This is a genomic window from Streptomyces sp. NPDC058872 (genome assembly GCF_042743065.1).
GTDB lineage: Bacteria > Actinomycetota > Actinomycetes > Streptomycetales > Streptomycetaceae > Streptomyces.
The window spans coordinates 79286-94536 of sequence record NZ_JBHYMK010000026.1; the positions used below are offsets into that span (position 1 = coordinate 79286).

Here is a 15251-nt window from a genome sequence, read left to right on the forward strand (position 1 = left end):
ACCGAAGCCCGGCACCCCGTGAGGGGGCCGGGCTTCGGTGGAGTGCGTCCCGCTTACAGGCCTGCGGCCTTCTTCAGCGCGTCCACGCGGTCCGTGCGCTCCCAGGTGAAGTCCGGCAGCTCGCGGCCGAAGTGGCCGTAGGCGGCGGTCTGGGAGTAGATCGGGCGCAGCAGGTCGAGGTCGCGGATGATCGCGGCCGGGCGGAGGTCGAAGACCTCGGCGATGGCGTTCTCGATCTTCTCGGGCTCGACCGTGTGGGTGCCGAAGGTCTCGACGAAGAGGCCGACGGGCTCGGCCTTGCCGATCGCGTAGGCGACCTGGACCTCGCAGCGCGCGGCGAGGCCGGCGGCGACGACGTTCTTGGCGACCCAGCGCATCGCGTAGGCGGCCGAGCGGTCGACCTTGGAGGGGTCCTTGCCGGAGAAGGCGCCGCCGCCGTGGCGGGCCATGCCGCCGTAGGTGTCGATGATGATCTTGCGGCCGGTGAGGCCGGCGTCGCCCATCGGGCCGCCGATCTCGAAGCGGCCGGTCGGGTTCACGAGCAGCCGGTAGCCATCGGTGTCGATCTTGATGCCGTCCTCGACGAGCTGCTTGAGCACGTGCTCCACGACGAACTCGCGGATGTCGGGCGCGAGCAGCGACTCCAGGTCGATGTCGGAGGCGTGCTGCGAGGAGACGACGACCGTGTCGAGGCGGACGGCCTTGTCGCCGTCGTACTCGATGGTGACCTGGGTCTTGCCGTCGGGACGCAGGTAGGGGATGGTGCCGTTCTTGCGGACCTCGGTGAGGCGGCGGGAGAGCCGGTGCGCGAGGTGGATCGGCAGCGGCATCAGCTCGGGGGTCTCGTCCGAGGCGTAGCCGAACATCAGGCCCTGGTCGCCGGCGCCCTGCTTGTCGAGCTCGTCCTCGTCGCCCTCGACACGCTTCTCGTAGGCGGTGTCGACACCCTGGGCGATGTCCGGGGACTGCGATCCGATGGACACCGACACGCCACAGGAGGCGCCGTCGAAGCCCTTCTTCGAGGAGTCGTAGCCGATCTCGAGGATCTTGTTCCGGACGAGGGTCGGGATGTCCGCCCACGCCTTGGTCGTCACCTCACCGGCGACGTGCACCAGGCCGGTGGTGATCAGCGTCTCGACGGCGACGCGCGAGGTGGGGTCCTCGCGCAGCAGTGCGTCGAGAATGGTGTCGCTGATCTGATCAGCGATCTTGTCGGGGTGACCCTCGGTGACGGATTCCGAGGTGAACAGACGACGGGACACAACGCTCCCTGGGGTTGCAGCGGCTGCTGGCTACTCGTGACGCGGACCGGCAGGGGGCTGCGCCCCGCGACGTTCCACGAACAGTCTATCGGTCACGGTCGGACAATGGACCAGGTGTCTCGCCTGGCGAATGCCGGCGAAGGTGCGGAACCGGCCTCCGGCAAGGCAGACCTGCCCGCCCGAATGGGGCGCAAATCACTCGCAGGGCGACGATTCACGCTCCTGGAGGAGCACCGTCGCGCCGGTCGCGCGCCCCGGGGCAAGGGGCGGATACGTCAGGTCGCCGGACGCAGCCGCGGCAGGATCAGGTCCCAGACCGTCTCGGCGAGCGCTTCCTTGGGCCCGTACGGCACGGGGGTCTCGGTGCCGTCCGAGGCCAGGACGACGGCCTCGTTCTCCTCCGAGCCGAAGGTCTTGCGCTCCCCCACCTCGTTGACGACGAGCAGGTCGCAGCCCTTCCTGCGGAGCTTGGCACGACCGTTGGCAAGGACGTCGTCGGTCTCGGCGGCGAAGCCGACGACCACCTGTCCGGGCAGGGCGCGGTCGGCGGACAGCTCGGCGAGGACGTCGGGGTTGCGGACGAGCTCGACCGTCGGAGCACCCCCGTCGTCCTTCTTCTTGATCTTTCCGGAGGCGTAGACGGCCGGCCGGAAGTCGGCGACGGCGGCGGCCATCACGACCGCGTCGGCGTCGGCGGCGGCCTTGACCACCGCCTCGCGGAGCTGGACGGCGGTGCCGACGTGGACCACGTCGACCCCGGCCGGATCGGCGATGCCGGTGTTCGCCTCGACCAGGGTGACGCGGGCGCCGCGGGCGGCAGCCGCCTTGGCGAGGGCGTAGCCCTGCTTCCCCGAGGACCGGTTGCCGAGGTAGCGAACGGGGTCGAGGGGTTCGCGGGTGCCGCCCGCGCTGACCACGACGTGCCGTCCGGCGAGGTCCGGGGCGGCGCTGCCGCGGGTGAGGACCCGCCGACAGACCTCGAAGATCTCGACCGGATCGGGGAGCCGGCCCTTGCCGGTGTCGACGCCGGTGAGGCGGCCGACGGCGGGCTCGATGACGACGGCGCCGCGGCGGCGCAGGGTGGCCACGTTCTCCTGGGTCGCCGGGTGCTCCCACATCTCGGTGTGCATCGCCGGGGCGAAGACGACGGGGCAGCGCGCGGTGAGCAAGGTGTTGGTGAGCAGGTCGTCGGCGAGGCCGTGGGCGGCCTTGGCGAGCATGTCGGCGGTGGCGGGGGCGACGACGACCAGGTCGGCCCCCTGTCCGATCCGCACGTGCGGGACCTCGTGCACGGAGTCCCACACCCCGGTCGAAACGGGGTTGCCCGAGAGCGCGGACCAGGTGGCGGCGCCGACGAAGTGGAGCGCGGAATCGGTGGGGACGACGCGCACGTCGTGGCCCGATTCGGTGAGCCGGCGGAGCAGCTCGCACGCCTTGTAGGCGGCGATGCCGCCGCTCACGCCCAGAACGACCTTCGGCTTGGCTCCTGCGCCCACTGTTGCTCCCCGCACTCGGATGCGTACGACTCCATGAGACACCACGGGCCCGGCGGATGTTCCGCCGGGCCCGTGGTGACAGATGCGACTCGCGTCGTGATGCTTACTGAACGGGGCCTTCGATGGCCTCGGACGTCAGCAGACCCGCATTGATCTCGCGCAGCGCGATCGAGAGCGGCTTCTCGTGGACGTGGGTGTCGACGAGCGGACCCACGTACTCCAGCAGGCCCTCGCCGAGCTGGGAGTAGTACGCGTTGATCTGACGCGCGCGCTTGGCCGCGTAGATCACGAGGCTGTACTTCGAGTCGGTGGCCTCGAGCAGCTCGTCGATCGGCGGGTTGATGATGCCCTCGGGCGCGGTGATGGAAGAGGACACGCTCTACCTTCCGAAGATGGAAAAAAGATCAGACAACGTGCATCAACGTTAGCAGCTCGCGTGCGACGTCCTCGACGGAGGTGTTGACGAGGGTGGTGTCGAACTCCGACTCCGCCGCCAGCTCGACCTTCGCGGCGTCCAGCCGGCGCTCGATCACGTCGGGCGACTCGGTGCCGCGACCGGTGAGCCGACGGACCAGTTCCTCCCAGCTCGGCGGGGCCAGGAAGACCAGCTGGGACTCCGGCATGGAGTCCTTGACCTGTCGGGCGCCCTGGAGGTCGATCTCCAGGAGCACGGGCTCTCCGGCGTCCAGGCGCTCGAGGACCGCGCCGCGCGGAGTGCCGTAGCGGTTGCCCGCGAACTCGGCCCATTCGAGGAGTTCACCGTTGGCGATCAGCTTGTCGAACTCGTCGTCCGTGACGAAGAAGTAGTGGACGCCGTGCTTCTCGCCGGGGCGGGGCTTCCGGGTCGTCGCCGACACCGAGAGCCAGACCTCGGGGTGGACCTTGCGCATATGAGCGACGACCGTGCTCTTGCCGACCCCTGAGGGGCCGGAGAGCACGGTCAGTCGCGGACGTGCCTCTGCTGCCATGCAGCGATTATTCCAGCTCTCCCGGTATGCCCGGGACGCGTGTCCCGGATCAGGCTCCGGTGCTGCCGAACTCGCGCTCCAGCGAAGCGATCTGGTTGGAACCGAGGCCACGGACCCGACGGCTCTCGGAAATGCCGAGCCGCTCCATGATCTGCTTGGCGCGGACCTTGCCGACGCCGGGCAGCGACTCGAGCAGGGCGGAGACCTTCATCTTGCCGATGACGTCGTTCTCCTGGCCACTCTTGATGACCTCGTGGAGGGAGGCGCCGGAGTGCTTGAGTCGATTCTTGACCTCGGCCCGCTCCCGGCGAGCCGCGGCGGCCTTTTCAAGCGCGGCTGCGCGCTGTTCAGGGGTAAGGGGCGGAAGAGCCACGCCTACGTCACCTCGGATGTCGATCTGTCGGATACGGACCGGTGGGGAACCTCAGTCGCCCCTCACCAGCGGAGCACGGTTCAGCGGAGTGGCCGTTGAACGCCTGCTCTGCCCCGGAGACTAGCGGCCAAGGCCGCTCCAGTCAGCGAGAACAGCAGAAAAGTCCTGGTCAGGATCGACCGACTAGGACTTTTCAGGCAAAACGACCCGGTTTTGAGCCAAGTTTTCGTCAAGGAGTGAGACGGCTCACCATCGGGGGCCCCGTCCGCTCCGACCTGCGGATTGTCCGGGCGGGCGGTCAGCCGCCGACGGCCGCCCGGATCTCGTCGGCGTGGCGGAGTGCCGAGTCCCGCAGCGCGACCGCGTCCGGCCCGTTCCGCAGGACCCCGCGGCTGACGTTCGGGACGACGTTGCCGACGGCCGCGCCGAAGACCGCCGGCAGGTCCGCGGCGGTGGCGCCCTGGGCGCCGATGCCGGGAGCCAGGAGTGGACCGTTGATGTCCAGGTCGAAGGAGGACAGGTCGCCGAGGGTGGCACCGACGACCGCGCCGAAGGACCCCATCGGAGACTCTCCCGCGTTCTCCTCGGCGAGGTGGGCGAGCATCGTCGCGCCGATCGTACGACCGTCCTCGCGGACCGCCCGCTGGACCTCCGCGCCCTCCGGGTTGGAGGTGAGGGCCAGGACGAAGAGGCCGGCGCCGGATTCCCGGGCCAGGTCGACCGCCGGCTTCAGCGAGCCGTAGCCGAGGTACGGGGAGACCGTCAGCGCGTCGGAGAAGAGCGGGGAGTCCTTGTGCAGGAAGGTCTCGGCGTACGCGGCCATGGTGGAGCCGATGTCGCCGCGCTTGGCGTCCATGACGACCAGGCCGCCCGCCGCCCGCAGCTCGGCGACGGCACGCTCCAGGACGGCGATGCCGCGCGAACCGAAGCGCTCGAAGAAGGCGGACTGGGGCTTGAAGACGGCCACCGTCCCGGCCAGCGCCTCGACGACGGTGAAGGTGAAGCGCTCCAGACCGCTGATGTCGTCGGTCAGGCCCCAGGAGTCGAGCAGGGTCGCGTGCGGGTCGATGCCGACGCAGAGCGGGCCGCGCTCGTCCATGGCGGAGCGCAGACGAGCGCCGAAGGCCGGGGACTGCACGGAGGGCGTCGACGAGGGGTGGGGGGCGGACGGTGACGGGAGGGCGGTCACTGGACGGCCTTTCGGTTGTCGGCGCCGACGGCCTCGGCGAGGGTGGCGTACGGGGAGGCCGCGAGCCGTGCGGCGAGGCCCTTGTGGATCGCGCGGGCGTAGAACGGGCCCTCGTAGATGAAGGCGCTGTAGCCCTGGATCAGGGTGGCGCCGGCGAGGATGCGCTGCCAGGCGTCCTCGGCGTTCTCGATGCCGCCGACGCCCACCAGGACCAGGCGGTCGCCCACGCGGGCGTGGAGTCGGCGCAGGACGGCGAGGGAGCGTTCCTTGACGGGTGCGCCGGACAGGCCACCGGTCTCCTTGACCAGTGCGGGATCGGACTTCAGTCCGAGGCCCTCGCGCGCGATGGTGGTGTTGGTGGCGATGATTCCGTCGAGGCCGAGCTCCAGGGCGAGGTCGGCGACCGCGTCGACGTCCTCGTCGGCCAGGTCGGGGGCGATCTTGACCAGCAGCGGGACCCGGCGGTCGGTGACCGTGCGGTCGGCCGCCTCGCGGACCGCGGTGAGGAGGGGGCGCAGCGACTCCGTGGCCTGGAGGTTCCGCAGTCCGGGGGTGTTCGGGGAGGAGACGTTGACGACGAGGTAGTCGGCGTGGGCGGCCAGGCGCTCGGTGGACTTCACGTAGTCGGCGGCGGCCTCCGACTCGGGAACGAGCTTGGTCTTGCCGATGTTCACGCCGACGACGGTCCTGAAGACCGGCGTGCGGGCGGCGAGGCGCTCGGCGACGGCGGCGGAGCCCTCGTTGTTGAAGCCCATGCGGTTGATCAGGGCGCGGTCCGGGACGAGCCGGAAGAGGCGCTTCTTGGGGTTGCCCGGCTGGGCCTCGCCGGTGACAGTGCCGATCTCGACGTGGTCGAAGCCGAGCATCGACATGCCGTCGATGGCGACGGCGTTCTTGTCGAAGCCGGCGGCGAGCCCGAAGGGGCCGTGCATGCGCAGACCGAGCGCCTCGGTGCGCAGCTCGGTGTGGCGGGGGGCGAGGACGGCGGCGACGAAGGTGCGGAGCACCGGGATGCGGGCGGCGAGGCGGATCCAGCGGAAGGCCAGGTAGTGGGCCTCCTCGGGGTCCATGCGCTTGAAGACGAGGTCGAAGAAGAACTTGTACATGGTTCTCGGGTCCAGGTGTGCTCATGACGAGGGGGACACCGCAGGTGTTCGGTGTCCCCCTCGTCGTTCGGGCTGCTAGTCGCGGGCCGCGGTCAGGTGCTCCGCGTGTTCCTGGAGCGACCGGACGCCGACGTCGCCGTGGTTGAGCGCGTCGATGCCCTGGACGGCCGCGGCGAGCGCCTGGACCGTGGTGAGGCAGGGGACGCTGCGGGCCACCGCGGCCGTACGGATCTCGTAGCCGTCGAGACGGCCGCCGGTGCCGTACGGGGTGTTGACGATCAGGTCGACCTGACCGTCGTGGATGAGCTGGACGATGGTCTTCTCGCCGTTCGGGCCCTCGCCCTCGCTGAGCTTGCGGACGACCGTGGCGTTGATGCCGTTGCGCTTGAGGACCTCGGCGGTGCCGGAGGTGGCGAGCAGCTCGAAGCCGTGTGCGACGAGCTCGCGGGCCGGGAAGATCATCGAGCGCTTGTCGCGGTTGGCCACCGAGATGAACGCGCGGCCCTTGGTGGGCAGCGGGCCGTAGGCGCCGGCCTGCGACTTGGCGTAGGCCGTGCCGAAGACCGCGTCGATGCCCATGACCTCGCCGGTGGAGCGCATCTCCGGTCCGAGGACGGTGTCGACGCCGCGGCCGTGCACGTCGCGGAAGCGCGACCACGGCATCACGGCCTCCTTGACGGAGATCGGCGCGTCGAGCGGCAGGGTGCCGCCGTCGCCGTTCTTCGGCAGCAGGCCTTCCGCGCGCAGTTCGGCGATGGTGGCGCCGAGCGAGATGCGGGCGGCGGCCTTCGCCAGCGGCACTGCGGTCGCCTTCGAGGTGAAGGGGACGGTCCGGGAGGCGCGCGGGTTGGCCTCCAGGACGTAGAGGATGTCACCGGCCATGGCGAACTGGATGTTGATCAGTCCGCGGACGCCGACGCCCTTGGCGATGGCCTCGGTGGAGGCGCGCAGGCGCTTGATGTCGAAGCCGCCCAGGGTGATCGGGGGGAGCGCGCAGGCCGAGTCGCCGGAGTGGATGCCGGCCTCCTCGATGTGCTCCATGACGCCGCCGAGGTAGAGCTCCTCGCCGTCGTAGAGGGCGTCGACGTCGATCTCGATGGCGTCGTCGAGGAAGCGGTCGACCAGGACCGGCCGGGTGGGGCTGATCTCGGTGGACTCGGCGATGTACGACTCCAGGCGGGCCTCGTCGTAGACGATCTCCATGCCACGGCCGCCGAGCACGTACGAGGGGCGCACGAGGACGGGGTAGCCGATCTCGTCGGCGATGGCCTTGGCGTCGGCGAAGGTGGTGGCGGTGCCGTGCTTGGGGGCGGGCAGGCCCGCCTCCGCGAGGACGCGCCCGAAGGCGCCGCGGTCCTCGGCGGCGTGGATGGCCTCCGGGGAGGTGCCGACGATCGGCACGCCGTTGTCCTTGAGCGCCTGGGACAGGCCCAGCGGGGTCTGTCCGCCGAGCTGGACGACGACACCGGCGACGGGGCCGGCCAGGCTCTCGGCGTGGACGATCTCCAGGACGTCCTCCAGGGTGAGCGGCTCGAAGTAGAGCCGGTCGGAGGTGTCGTAGTCGGTGGAGACGGTCTCCGGGTTGCAGTTGACCATCACGGTCTCGTAGCCCGCGTCGCTGAGCGCGAAGGAGGCGTGGACGCAGGAGTAGTCGAACTCGATGCCCTGGCCGATGCGGTTCGGGCCGGAGCCCAGGATGATGACGGCGGGCCTCTCGCGCGGGGCGACCTCGCTCTCCTCGTCGTACGAGGAGTAGAAGTACGGGGTCCTGGCGGCGAACTCGGCGGCGCAGGTGTCGACGGTCTTGTAGACCGGGCGGACGCCGAGGGCGTGCCGGACCTCGCGGACGACGTCCTCGCGCAGGCCGCGGATCTCGGCGATCTGGGCGTCGGAGAAGCCGTGCCGCTTGGCCTCGGCGAGCAGCTCGGGGTGGAGCTTCTCGGCGGCGGCCAGCTCGTCGGCGATCTCCTTGATCAGGAAGAGCTGGTCGACGAACCACGGGTCGATCTTCGTGGCGTCGAAGACCTCCTGCGGGGTGGCGCCGGCACGGATGGCCTGCATGACGGTGTTGATGCGGCCGTCGGTGGGGCGGACCGAGGCGCGCAGCAGTTCGGCCTTGTCGCCGGGCTCACCGGTGAAGCCGAACTGGGACCCCTTCTTCTCCAGGGAGCGCAGGGCCTTCTGGAGCGCCTCGGTGAAGTTGCGGCCGATGGCCATGGCCTCGCCGACGGACTTCATGGTGGTGGTGAGGGTGGAGTCGGCCTGCGGGAACTTCTCGAAGGCGAAGCGCGGGGCCTTGACGACGACGTAGTCGAGGGTGGGCTCGAAGGACGCCGGAGTCTTCTCCGTGATGTCGTTCGGGATCTCGTCCAGCGTGTAGCCGACGGCGAGCCGGGCGGCGATCTTGGCGATCGGGAAGCCGGTCGCCTTGGAGGCGAGTGCCGAGGAGCGCGAGACGCGCGGGTTCATCTCGATGACGATGATCCGGCCGTCGTCGGGGTTGACCGCGAACTGGATGTTGCAACCGCCGGTGTCGACCCCGACCTCGCGGATGATCGCGATGCCGATGTCACGGAGCCGCTGGTACTCGCGGTCGGTGAGCGTCATCGCCGGGGCGACGGTGATGGAGTCGCCGGTGTGGACGCCCATCGGGTCGAAGTTCTCGATGGAGCAGACGACCACGACGTTGTCGTGCTTGTCGCGCATGAGCTCCAGCTCGTACTCCTTCCAGCCGAGGATGGACTCCTCCAGGAGCACCTCGGTGGTCGGGGAGAGCGTGAGGCCCTGGCCGGCGATGCGGCGCAGCTCTTCCTCGTCGTGGGCGAAGCCGGAGCCGGCGCCGCCCATGGTGAAGGAGGGGCGGACGACGACGGGGTAGCCGCCGAGCTCCTCGACGCCCTTGAGCACGTCGTCCATGGAGTGGCAGATGACGGAGCGGGCGGACTCGCCGTATCCGATCTTGGCCTTGACGGCCTCGACGACGCCCTTGAAGAGGTCGCGGTCCTCACCCTTGTGGATGGCCTCGACGTTGGCTCCGATGAGCTCCACCCCGTACTTCTCCAGCACGCCCTGCTCGTGCATGGAGATCGCGGTGTTGAGGGCGGTCTGGCCGCCGAGGGTGGGCAGGAGGGCGTCGGGGCGCTCCTTGGCGATGATCTTCTCGACGAACTCGGGGGTGATCGGCTCGACGTACGTGGCGTCGGCGATCTCCGGGTCGGTCATGATCGTGGCCGGGTTGGAGTTGACCAGGATCACCCGCAGGCCCTCGGACTTGAGGACGCGGCACGCCTGGGTTCCGGAGTAGTCGAACTCGGCGGCCTGGCCGATGACGATCGGGCCGGAGCCGATGACCAGGACGGACTGGATATCGGTGCGCTTAGGCACGCTCGGCCTCCATCAGGGATACGAAGCGGTCGAAGAGGTACGCGGCGTCGTGCGGGCCGGCAGCCGCCTCGGGGTGGTACTGGACGGAGAAGGCCGGCTGGTCGAGCAGCTGGAGGCCTTCCACGACGTTGTCGTTCAGGCAGACGTGCGAGACCTCGGCACGCCCGTAGGGGGTGTCGGAGACCTTGTCGAGGGGCGCGTCGACGGCGAAGCCGTGATTGTGCGCGGTGACCTCGACCTTTCCGGTGGTGCGGTCCTGCACCGGCTGGTTGATGCCCCGGTGGCCGTACTTCAGCTTGTAGGTGCCGAAACCGAGGGCGCGGCCGAGGATCTGGTTGCCGAAGCAGATCCCGAAGAGCGGGGTCTTGCGCGCGAGGACGGCCTGCATGACGGCGACGGGGCCGTCCGCGGTGGCCGGGTCGCCGGGGCCGTTGGAGAAGAAGACCCCGTCGGGGTCGACGGCGAAGATGTCCTCGGCGGTGGCGGTGGCGGGGAGGACGTGGACCTCGATGCCGCGCTCGGCCATCCGGTGCGGGGTCATTCCCTTGATGCCGAGGTCGACGGCGGCGACGGTGAACTTCTTCTCGCCGATCGCGGGGACGACGTAGGTCTCCTTGGTGGCGACCTCGGCGGAGAGGTTGGCACCCTTCATCTGCGGCTGCGCCTGGACCTTGGCCAGCAGGGCGGCGTCGTCGGCGGTGCCCGTGCCGGAGGCGCCGAGCAGGGCGGGGCCGGAGAAGATGCCGACGCGCATGGCACCGCGCTCGCGCAAGTGGCGGGTGAGGGCGCGGGTGTCGATGCCGGAGATGCCGACGACGCCCTGGCGCTGCAGCTCCTCGTCCAGCGAGCGCTGCGCGCGCCAGTTGGAGGAGACGCGGGCGGGGTCGCGGACCACGTAGCCGGAGACCCAGATGCGACCGGACTCGGGGTCCTCGTCGTTGACGCCGGTGTTGCCGACGTGCGGGGCCGTCATGACCACGACCTGGCGGTGGTACGACGGGTCGGTGAGGGTCTCCTGGTAGCCGGTCATGCCGGTGGAGAAGACGGCCTCGCCGAAGGTCTCCCCCACGGCCCCGTAGGCACGGCCGCGGAAGGCGCGGCCGTCCTCCAGGACGAGTACGGCGGGAACCTGTGCGGCTCCCCTGGTGGAGGTCGTCATCGTGCGATGCCTTCCGTCGTGGTGGTTACGGGGTTCATGGAGTTGATGGCCTCGACCCAGGCCGTGTGCTCGGCCGCGCGGTCGGACCGGAAGCCGGAGTCGATCGGCTTGCCGCCGTGCTCCCAGGTGATGACCAGGAGCCCGCCCTCGGCGAGGACCTTGCCGGCGATGCCCTTGTCGAGGCGGGCCTCGCGCAGGGCGGCGGCCGGCACGAAGAAGTCGTTCGCCCCGGGGCGCACGACCTCGATCCCGGCGTCGGTGAGCCTGAGCTCGACGCGGCTGCGGGTGCCGAGTCCGTGGGCCACGATCCGGTCGAGCCACTGTCCCGCGGTCGTGGACCCGTGGTAGCGCCCGCTGAGAGTCAGTGTGGCCTCACCGGTCGGCTCCGGCGCGGTGGGCAGCTCGGGCAGGTCCGACTGGAGGCTGCCGCGCCACTTCCATCCCTGGCGCATGAGCCAGTACACGAAGGCGATGAAGAGCAGCAGTCCGGCGACCCAGCCGAGCCGTCCGGCCCAATCGGTCACCTCCGCCGACTTCTGTTCGGCAGCCTCTGCGGCGATTGCGATGAGTGGTGTCACGCCAGCTTCCCGTCCACGACCGTTGCCCGGCCCCGCAGGAAGGTGTGGGTGACGCGTCCCGGCAGCTCGCGGCCCTCGTAGGGGGTGTTGCGGCTGCGGGAGGCGAAGTCCGCGGGGTCCACGGCACCACGGTAAGCCGGATCGACCAGCGTCAGGTTGGCGGGCTCACCTGCCGAGACGGGACGCCCGTGCCCCTTGGCCTGTCCGATGCGGGCGGGCGCGAAGGACATCCGGTCGGCGACGCCGGCCCAGTCGAGCAGGCCGGTCTCGACCATCGTCTGCTGGACGACGGAGAGGGCGGTCTCCAGGCCGACCATGCCCATGGCGGCGGCGGCCCACTCGCAGTCCTTGTCCTCGTGCGGGTGCGGGGCGTGGTCGGTGGCGACGATGTCGATCGTGCCGTCGGCGAGGGCCTCGCGCAGCGCCATCACGTCCCGCTCGGTGCGCAGCGGCGGGTTGACCTTGTAGACCGGGTTGTACGTGCGGACCAGCTCGTCCGTGAGGAGGAGGTGGTGGGGGGTGACCTCGGCGGTGACGTCGATGCCGCGGGACTTGGCCCAGCGGACGATCTCGACGGAGCCGGCGGTGGAGAGGTGGCAGATGTGGACGCGGGAGCCGACGTGCTCGGCGAGGAGGACGTCACGGGCGATGATCGACTCCTCGGCGACGGCGGGCCAGCCGCCGAGGCCGAGTTCGGCGGAGACGATGCCCTCGTTCATCTGCGCGCCCTCGGTGAGGCGCGGCTCCTGGGCGTGCTGGGCGACGACGCCGCCGAAGGCCTTCACGTACTCCAGGGCGCGGCGCATGATGACGGCGTCGTCGACGCACTTGCCGTCGTCGGAGAAGACCGTGACGCCGGCGGCGGAGTCGTGCATGGCGCCGAGCTCGGCGAGCTTCTTGCCTTCGAGGCCGACGGTGACGGCGCCGATGGGCTGGACGTCGCAGTAGCCGTGCTCCTGTCCGAGCCGGTAGACCTGCTCGACCACGCCGGCCGTGTCGGCGACCGGATGGGTGTTGGCCATGGCGAACACGACGGTGTAGCCGCCGGAGGCGGCGGCGCGGGTGCCGGTGAGGACGGTCTCGGAGTCCTCGCGGCCGGGCTCCCGCAGGTGGGTGTGGAGGTCGACCAGGCCGGGCAGCAGGATCTGGCCCGCGGCCTCGATCACGGTCGCGCCCTCGGCCGACAGGCCGGAGCCGACCTCGGCGATGGTCTCCCCGTCGACCAGGACGTCCTGGACGTCGCCGCCGAGGACCTGCGCACCGCGGATCAGGATCTTGCTCATGGTCACTTGTTCTCCTCGGTGCGGGTGGCGCTGGGGGCGGGGGCGGCGGAGTCGTTGCCGCCGAGCAGCAGGTAGAGGACGGCCATGCGGATGGAGACGCCGTTGGCGACCTGCTCGATGACCGTGCAGCGGTCGGAGTCGGCGACCTCTGCGGTGATCTCCATGCCGCGGACCATGGGGCCGGGGTGCATGACGATGGCGTGCTCGGGCATCTTGGCCATCCGGTGGCCGTCCAGCCCGTACCGGCGCGAGTACTCGCGCTCGGTGGGGAAGAAGGCGGCGTTCATCCGTTCGCGCTGCACACGCAGCATCATCACCGCGTCGGACTTCGGCAGCACGCCGTCGAGGTCGTACGAGACCTCGCAGGGCCAGGTCTCGACGCCGACGGGGACCAGGGTGGGCGGGGCCACCAGGGTGACCTCGGCCCCGAGGGTGTGCAGCAGGTCGACGTTGGAACGGGCGACGCGGCTGTGCAGGACGTCGCCGACGATCGTGATGCGCCGACCGGCCAGGTCCTTGCCGAGGCCGGCGTCGCGGCCGACGAGGCGGCGGCGCATGGTGAAGGCGTCGAGGAGGGCCTGGGTGGGGTGCTGGTGGGTGCCGTCGCCGGCATTGATGACGGGGGCGTCGATCCAGCCGGAGGTGGCCAGGCGGTAGGGGGCGCCGGAGGCGCTGTGCCGGATGACGACCGCGTCGACGCCCATGGCCTCCAGGGTCTGTGCGGTGTCCTTCAGGGACTCTCCCTTGGAGACGCTGGAGCCCTTGGCCGCGAAGTTGATCACGTCGGCGGAGAGGCGCTTCTCGGCGGCCTCGAAGGAGATCCGGGTCCGGGTGGAGTCCTCGAAGAAGAGGTTGCAGACGGTCCTGCCCCGCAGGGTCGGGAGCTTCTTGATGGGCCGGTCGGCCACCCGGGCCATCTCCTCGGCGGTGTCGAGGATCAGGACGGCGTCGTCGCGGGTGAGGTCGGCGGCCGAGATGAGGTGACGCATCATCGGTGTTTCTCTCCGTGGTGGGGAGGTGAGAGGGCGTGCCGGGGCACAGGGGTGTGCTCCGGGCCCGGGCGGGAAGCCGGTCCGGTCAGGCCGTGGGCTTGGAACCGAGCAGGACGGTGTCGCGACCGTCTTCCTCGGCGAGCTGGACCTTGACCGTCTCCCGCAACGACGTGGGGAGGTTCTTGCCGACGTAGTCGGCGCGGATCGGCAGCTCGCGGTGGCCCCGGTCGACGAGGACGGCGAGCTGGACGGCGCGCGGGCGGCCGATGTCGTTGAGGGCGTCGAGGGCGGCGCGAATGGTGCGGCCGGAGAAGAGCACGTCGTCGACGAGGACGACGAGGCGGCCGTCGATGCCGTCGCCGGGGATCTCGGTGCGGCCGATGGCGCGTGCCGGCTTCATCCGCAGGTCGTCCCGGTACATGGTGATGTCCAGGGAGCCGACCGGAACCTTGGCACCGGTGACCGATTCGAGCTTCTCGGCGAGCCGACGGGCGAGGAAGACGCCGCGGGTGGGAATGCCGAGCAGAACCACGTCGTCGGCGCCCTTGGCGCGCTCGACGATCTCGTGGGCGATGCGGGTCAAGACCCTCGCGATGTCGGGGGCCTCGAGCACGGGCCGGGCGTCATCGCCGTACTGCTGCTGGGTGTCCATGAAAAACGGACCTCCTTCTCCGCCTCACGGGACGGTTCTTAAAGGACGTCGGATTTGCGCCGTTCACTTTACCAGGGGCGGACGGGCGTGTCCCACGCTCCCCTCCGTCCCCCTCCGCCCCCCTCCGGGCGCCGTCCCCCGGGAGGAGGCGGTACGGACCTTTCGGCTTGACGGGTAGGTGTAACGCTGCGTAACATCACAGTGAGTTACCAGCCGCGCGGCGCAGCCGCATGTCGTCACAGCGTCCGGGAGCGTTATGTCCAGCGAATACGCAAAGCAGCTCGGGGCCAAACTCCGTGCCATCCGCACCCAGCAGGGTCTGTCCCTCCACGGGGTGGAGGAGAAGTCCCAGGGCCGCTGGAAGGCGGTCGTGGTCGGCTCCTACGAGCGCGGGGACCGCGCGGTGACCGTGCAGCGCCTTGCCGAGCTGGCCGACTTCTACGGGGTGCCGGTGCAGGAGCTCCTGCCGGGCACGACCCCGGGCGGGGCCGCCGAGCCCCCGCCGAAGCTGGTCCTGGACCTGGAGCGACTGGCCCACGTCCCGCAGGAGAAGGCCGGCCCGCTCCAGCGCTACGCGGCGACGATCCAGTCCCAGCGCGGCGACTACAACGGCAAGGTGCTCTCGATCCGGCAGGACGACCTGCGCACCCTCGCCGTGATCTACGACCAGTCCCCCTCGGTCCTCACCGAGCAGCTGATCAGCTGGGGCGTGCTGGACGCCGAAGCACGCCGCGCCGTGCAGCACGACGAGCGCTGAACCCCCGCACCACCAGCAGAAACGTGCCGCCGCTGCGGTCTTCCGGGCGGCG

At 70.4% G+C, this 15251-nt stretch carries 14 protein-coding genes; 1 reads left to right on the top strand and 13 read right to left on the bottom strand.

What is annotated here, in order from left to right:
- Positions 1 to 53: 53 nt before the first annotated feature.
- The 13 genes from metK to pyrR form a co-directional block, all read right to left on the bottom strand.
- Positions 54 to 1262, bottom strand: coding sequence for a methionine adenosyltransferase (gene metK, locus ACFW22_RS18710; RefSeq protein WP_386405466.1), 1209 nt, complete (start codon positions 1260 to 1262; stop codon positions 54 to 56).
- A gap of 275 nt (positions 1263 to 1537) precedes the next feature.
- Complete coding sequence (coaBC, locus tag ACFW22_RS18715) at positions 1538 to 2758, bottom strand: bifunctional phosphopantothenoylcysteine decarboxylase/phosphopantothenate--cysteine ligase CoaBC (RefSeq protein ID WP_386405469.1); 1221 nt, start codon at positions 2756 to 2758, stop codon at positions 1538 to 1540.
- Positions 2759 to 2861: 103 nt separating this feature from the next.
- Positions 2862 to 3134, bottom strand: a complete 273-nt coding sequence (gene rpoZ / locus ACFW22_RS18720) for a DNA-directed RNA polymerase subunit omega (RefSeq protein WP_030810584.1) — start codon at positions 3132 to 3134, stop codon at positions 2862 to 2864.
- Positions 3135 to 3162: 28 nt separating this feature from the next.
- A complete protein-coding gene (gmk, locus tag ACFW22_RS18725) occupies positions 3163 to 3726 on the bottom strand; it encodes a guanylate kinase (protein ID WP_386405474.1) in 564 nt (187 codons plus the stop codon).
- Positions 3727 to 3775: 49 nt separating this feature from the next.
- Positions 3776 to 4099 (bottom strand): integration host factor, encoded by a 324-nt coding sequence (locus tag ACFW22_RS18730; protein ID WP_030693098.1) that lies wholly within the window; start codon positions 4097 to 4099, stop codon positions 3776 to 3778.
- Between the two features lie 298 nt (positions 4100 to 4397).
- Positions 4398 to 5237 (bottom strand): orotidine-5'-phosphate decarboxylase, encoded by an 840-nt coding sequence (pyrF, locus tag ACFW22_RS18735; protein WP_386405517.1) that lies wholly within the window; start codon positions 5235 to 5237, stop codon positions 4398 to 4400.
- Between the two features lie 47 nt (positions 5238 to 5284).
- On the bottom strand, positions 5285 to 6394 hold the full coding sequence (locus ACFW22_RS18740; RefSeq protein WP_386405478.1) for a quinone-dependent dihydroorotate dehydrogenase: 1110 nt from the start codon (positions 6392 to 6394) through the stop codon (positions 5285 to 5287).
- A 75-nt stretch (positions 6395 to 6469) separates the two neighbouring features.
- On the bottom strand, positions 6470 to 9778 hold the full coding sequence (carB, locus tag ACFW22_RS18745; protein ID WP_386405481.1) for a carbamoyl-phosphate synthase large subunit: 3309 nt from the start codon (positions 9776 to 9778) through the stop codon (positions 6470 to 6472).
- On the bottom strand, positions 9771 to 10937 hold the full coding sequence (gene carA, locus ACFW22_RS18750; RefSeq protein WP_386405484.1) for a glutamine-hydrolyzing carbamoyl-phosphate synthase small subunit: 1167 nt from the start codon (positions 10935 to 10937) through the stop codon (positions 9771 to 9773). Before carA ends, carB begins: the two co-directional genes overlap by 8 nt.
- Positions 10934 to 11515, bottom strand: a complete 582-nt coding sequence (locus tag ACFW22_RS18755; protein ID WP_386405487.1) for a hypothetical protein — start codon at positions 11513 to 11515, stop codon at positions 10934 to 10936. Before ACFW22_RS18755 ends, carA begins: the two co-directional genes overlap by 4 nt.
- Entirely contained in the window at positions 11512 to 12798 is a 1287-nt protein-coding gene (locus ACFW22_RS18760; protein WP_386405490.1) for a dihydroorotase, read from the bottom strand. Before ACFW22_RS18760 ends, ACFW22_RS18755 begins: the two co-directional genes overlap by 4 nt.
- A 2-nt stretch (positions 12799 to 12800) precedes the next feature.
- The gene (locus tag ACFW22_RS18765; protein WP_386405493.1) at positions 12801 to 13790 is read right to left on the bottom strand and encodes an aspartate carbamoyltransferase catalytic subunit; all 990 of its coding nucleotides are present in this window, start codon (positions 13788 to 13790) and stop codon (positions 12801 to 12803) included.
- 85 nt (positions 13791 to 13875) lie between these two features.
- Entirely contained in the window at positions 13876 to 14442 is a 567-nt protein-coding gene (gene pyrR / locus ACFW22_RS18770; RefSeq protein ID WP_386405496.1) for a bifunctional pyr operon transcriptional regulator/uracil phosphoribosyltransferase PyrR, read from the bottom strand.
- A gap of 256 nt (positions 14443 to 14698) precedes the next feature.
- Between pyrR and bldD the strand changes: the two genes are divergently transcribed.
- Complete coding sequence (bldD, locus tag ACFW22_RS18775) at positions 14699 to 15199, top strand: transcriptional regulator BldD (protein ID WP_386405499.1); 501 nt, start codon at positions 14699 to 14701, stop codon at positions 15197 to 15199.
- Positions 15200 to 15251 lie beyond the last annotated feature (52 nt).

Excerpts from the sequence above, each read along its gene's own strand:
- ACFW22_RS18740 (WP_386405478.1), bottom strand. The coding sequence starts at position 6,394 with ATGTACAAGTTCTTCTTCGACCTCGTCTTCAAGCGCATGGACCCCGAG.
- bldD (WP_386405499.1), top strand. The coding sequence starts at position 14,699 with ATGTCCAGCGAATACGCAAAGCAGCTCGGGGCCAAACTCCGTGCCATC.
- carA (WP_386405484.1), bottom strand. The coding sequence starts at position 10,937 with ATGACGACCTCCACCAGGGGAGCCGCACAGGTTCCCGCCGTACTCGTC.
- pyrR (WP_386405496.1), bottom strand. The coding sequence starts at position 14,442 with ATGGACACCCAGCAGCAGTACGGCGATGACGCCCGGCCCGTGCTCGAG.
- gmk (WP_386405474.1), bottom strand. The coding sequence starts at position 3,726 with ATGGCAGCAGAGGCACGTCCGCGACTGACCGTGCTCTCCGGCCCCTCA.
- ACFW22_RS18760 (WP_386405490.1), bottom strand. The coding sequence starts at position 12,798 with ATGAGCAAGATCCTGATCCGCGGTGCGCAGGTCCTCGGCGGCGACGTC.
- ACFW22_RS18765 (WP_386405493.1), bottom strand. The coding sequence starts at position 13,790 with ATGATGCGTCACCTCATCTCGGCCGCCGACCTCACCCGCGACGACGCC.